This is a genomic window from Citreimonas sp. (assembly GCF_042096055.1).
GTDB lineage: Bacteria > Pseudomonadota > Alphaproteobacteria > Rhodobacterales > Rhodobacteraceae > Citreimonas.
Window position 1 is genome coordinate 5,192 of record NZ_JBELMH010000040.1, and the last position, 3,441, is coordinate 8,632.

The 3,441-nt window shown below is 71.8% G+C and carries 2 protein-coding genes and 2 pseudogenes; 3 read left to right on the top strand and 1 reads right to left on the bottom strand.

The window, feature by feature from the left end:
- Together ACFDTC_RS10475 and ACFDTC_RS10480 are read left to right on the top strand one after the other, a co-directional pair.
- A pseudogene (locus ACFDTC_RS10475) lies at positions 1–483 on the top strand (translocase); the annotation flags it as partial.
- A 70-nt stretch (positions 484–553) separates the two neighbouring features.
- Positions 554–2,071: a substrate-binding domain-containing protein gene (locus tag ACFDTC_RS10480; RefSeq protein WP_375258823.1), complete on the top strand. Its 1,518-nt coding sequence runs from the start codon at positions 554–556 to the stop codon at positions 2,069–2,071.
- Between the two features lie 102 nt (positions 2,072–2,173).
- Here ACFDTC_RS10480 and radC read toward each other — a convergent pair whose 3' ends face one another.
- Positions 2,174–2,950: a DNA repair protein RadC gene (gene radC / locus ACFDTC_RS10485; protein ID WP_375258824.1), complete on the bottom strand. Its 777-nt coding sequence runs from the start codon at positions 2,948–2,950 to the stop codon at positions 2,174–2,176.
- A gap of 60 nt (positions 2,951–3,010) precedes the next feature.
- Between radC and ACFDTC_RS10490 the strand changes: the two are divergent.
- Positions 3,011–3,441, top strand: a pseudogene (locus tag ACFDTC_RS10490) (ATPase); the annotation flags it as partial.

Below are 3,441 nucleotides of genomic sequence, written 5' to 3' on the forward strand. Positions count from 1 at the left end.
CTGGACGGCGCGGGTGCTTCCGCGACGACCGAGGTCAGCTCGCTCTATTTCTACGACCGGGTGGCGGTGCAGTGGCAGGGCGATGCGGGTCTGCAATTGCACGCCCGCGAATACGGATCGGACTACTTCCAGCCCGGCCACGTCTGGGCGGAAGCCGCGGGCGACCTCGGATCCGTAGCGCGAGGCGAGGGCGGGTTCCTCGTGCGGCTGGGTCACGAAGACGGCCCGGATGCCCTGGTGGCGGAGGTCTACACCTTCCCGGTCGGCACGGCCGCACGTCCCGGCGACGTCGCCCTGTCGGTCGAGGTCGAGGTCACGGCGGCGAATTGCGACAGCACCGTCACCGCGCAGACGCTGCAGCGCCGGCAGGACGGGCGGCTGCAGGTGCGCGACGTTGCGATGCCGATCCCCGATTGTGCTCGGGCCGGCGATTTTCTGGTGTTGAAAAACCTCGTGCAAGACCTGACTATCGCGGCTCGATAGACCACGATCGGGCGGCCAGGTGACCATCAATCGTTGTGCGGCGTTCTGCGCCGCACTTTTTCTTTCCGTCATGGCCGTGGCCGCGCAGGCGCAGGACGTCGCGCTGCGGTCGCGCGACGGCGCGATCGAGGTGACCGGCACGTTGCTGGGCTTCGACGGGCAGTTCTACAGGGTTCAGACCCGCTACGGCGAGCTTACCGTCGACGGCTCGGGTGTGCTGTGCGAGGGCGTCGGCTGCCCGTCTCTGACCGATTACGTGGCCGAGATAGACATCGCGGGCTCGGCCACCATCGGCGCCGTCCTGATCCCCGCGCTGATCGAGGCCTTCGCGCTAAGCGAGGGCCTGACCGCCACACGACAGGCCGAGGGGGGCGACGTAACCTACGCCCTGAGCACGCGGGACGGGACCGATCCGGGCCGGACGGTCGGACGGTTCACCGTGCGCGCGACCACCACGGACGAGGGCTTCGCCGACCTTCTGGCCGACGAGGCCGACATCGCCATGGCCCTGCGCGAGATCACGCCGGCCGAGGTCGCGCTGGCGCGCGAGGCGGGGCTGGGGGACCTGACGCAGGCGAACCGCTCGCTGGTGCTGGCGCTCGACGCGATCGTGCCGGTCGTCTCGTCACGCAACCCGGTCGAGGCAATCTCGATGCGGGACCTGTCGCGCATCCTGTCGGGCGAGATCGCGACCTGGTCCGCGCTGGGCGGGCCGGACGTGGACATCGCGGTGCACCTGCGCGAGGCAGGCTCGGGCCTTGCGCACGGGGTGGACCGGCGGCTGCTGGGGCCGGCGCGGGCGACGCTGCGGGACGGCGTCATCCGGCACGCGGACAATGCGGCGCTGGCGGCGGCGGTCGAGCGGGACCCCTTCGGCATCGGCTTCGCCAGCTTCTCGGCCACCGGCGACGCCAAGCCGCTGGTGCTGACGGGCAGCTGCGGGTTCCAGCTGCGCGCGGCGCGGCGGACCATCAAGACCGAGGATTATCCGCTGACGGCGCCGATGTTCCTGTACCTGCCGGCGCGGCGGTTGCCGGCGCTGGGGCGCGACTTCCTGGCCTATACGCGCAGCGAGGCGGCGCAGGTGGTGATCCGGCGCGCGGGCTTCGTCGACCGCGCGGCCGAGGAGGTGCCGGTGGACCTGCAGGGCGACCGGCTGGTCAACGCGATCCTGGCGGCGCGGACGCCCGCCGACCTGGCCGAGCTGCGGCGGCTGGCCGAGCGGCTGGGCGACTGGCGGCGGCTGAGCACCTCGTTCCGGTTCGAGCCGGGCTCGTCCCAGCTGGACGCGCAGTCGCGGGCCAACGTGCGGGCGCTGGCGGACGCGCTGGAGGCGGGCGAGCATGACGGGCAGGAGCTGGCCTTCGTCGGGTTCTCGGACGGGCGGGGGGCGGCGCCGGTCAACCTTCAGATCGCCCGCGACCGGGCCGAGGCGGTGCGGGCGGCGGTTCTGGCGGCGGCCGAGACGGCGGATCTGGGCCGGGTCGCGATCGAGACGTACGCCTTCGGAGAGGCGCTGCCGCTGGCCTGCGACGACAGTGCCTGGGGGCGGCAGATCAACCGGCGGGTCGAGGTGTGGGTGCGGTGAAAAGCAGGTGTCCCACGATGGGACACGAAGGCGGCCCAGGAAAATCAACGGCTTGCAGAGACGGATTAACCGTTCGTCAACCTTTGGCCCGTCGGCGCGTGCCTAAAGCAGGCCCGCCGCGCGGAAGCTGAGTTCCGTCGAACGGCCGATCACGAGGTGGTCGTGCAGCGTGATTCCCAGCGCCTCGGCCGCGATCTGGATCTGCTCGGTCATGTCGATGTCGGCCTGGCTGGGCGTGGGGTCGCCCGAGGGGTGGTTGTGGACCAGGATGAGCGCCGTGGCGTTCAGCTCGAGCGCGCGCTTGACCACCTCGCGCGGGTAGACGGGCACGTGGTCGACGGTGCCGCGGGCCTGCGCCTCGTCCGCGATGAGCACGTTCTTGCGGTCGAGGAACAGCACGCGGAACTGCTCGATCTCGCCGTGGGACATGGTGGTCTGGCAGTAGGACAGCAGCGCGTCCCAGGAACTGACGACCTGCTTGCGCAGCACTTTGGACTGCGCCAGGCGGTGCGCCGCCGCCTCGACGATCTTGAGCTCGGTCACCACGGCGTCGCCGACGCCGGGCACGTCGCGCAGCCGCGCGGCCGGCGCCGACAGCACGCCGTTGAAATCGCCGAAGCGGTCCAGCAACGTGCGCGCCAGCGGCTTCACGTCGCGGCGCGGAATGGCGCGGAACAGCACGAGTTCGAGCATCTCGTAATCGGGCAGGGCGTCGGCCCCGCCCACGAGGAAACGTTCGCGCAGCCGGGCGCGGTGATCGCGGATATAAGAGGGCAGCCCGTCGCGGCCCGAGTCGCCCGGGTGCGGTGCCGCAGGCGCGGCCTCGTCGACGTCGAACAGCCGGGCCTGGCTGTCGGAGAAATGTGGGCCCCTGGTCATGCCGTGACCGTCGGGCAGAATTGGTTAGTGTCCGGTTAATTCCGGTCGGGGGTGTGCGGGATGAACATGGATGGATGGCGTCTGGGCGTGGATGGCGGCGGGTCGCGCTGCCGGTTCGCGCTGCAGACGCCCCAGGAGCGGCACAGCGTGGTGCTGGGGCCGGCCAACGTGACCAGCGACTTCGACGGCGCGGTTTCGACCCTGCGCGCGGGACTGGCGAAGCTGGCCGCGCTGGCGCGGGTCGATTCGCGCGCGCTGGTGCAGGTGCCGGCGCATCTGGGGCTGGCGGGCGTGATGGACGCGCACGATTCGGACCGGGTGCGCGACGCGCTGGCGCTGCCGGGCGCGGCGGTGACCGACGACCGCCCGCCGGCGGTGCGCGGCGCGCTGGGCGCGGGCGACGGGTTCGTCGCCGGGCTGGGCACGGGGTCGTATTTTGCCCGGCAGCGCGACGGGCAGATCCGGCTGGCCGGCGGCTGGGGGTCGCGCCT

Excerpts from the sequence above, each read along its gene's own strand:
- ACFDTC_RS10480 (WP_375258823.1), top strand. The coding sequence starts at position 554 with ATGGCCGTGGCCGCGCAGGCGCAGGACGTCGCGCTGCGGTCGCGCGAC.
- radC (WP_375258824.1), bottom strand. The coding sequence starts at position 2,950 with ATGACCAGGGGCCCACATTTCTCCGACAGCCAGGCCCGGCTGTTCGAC.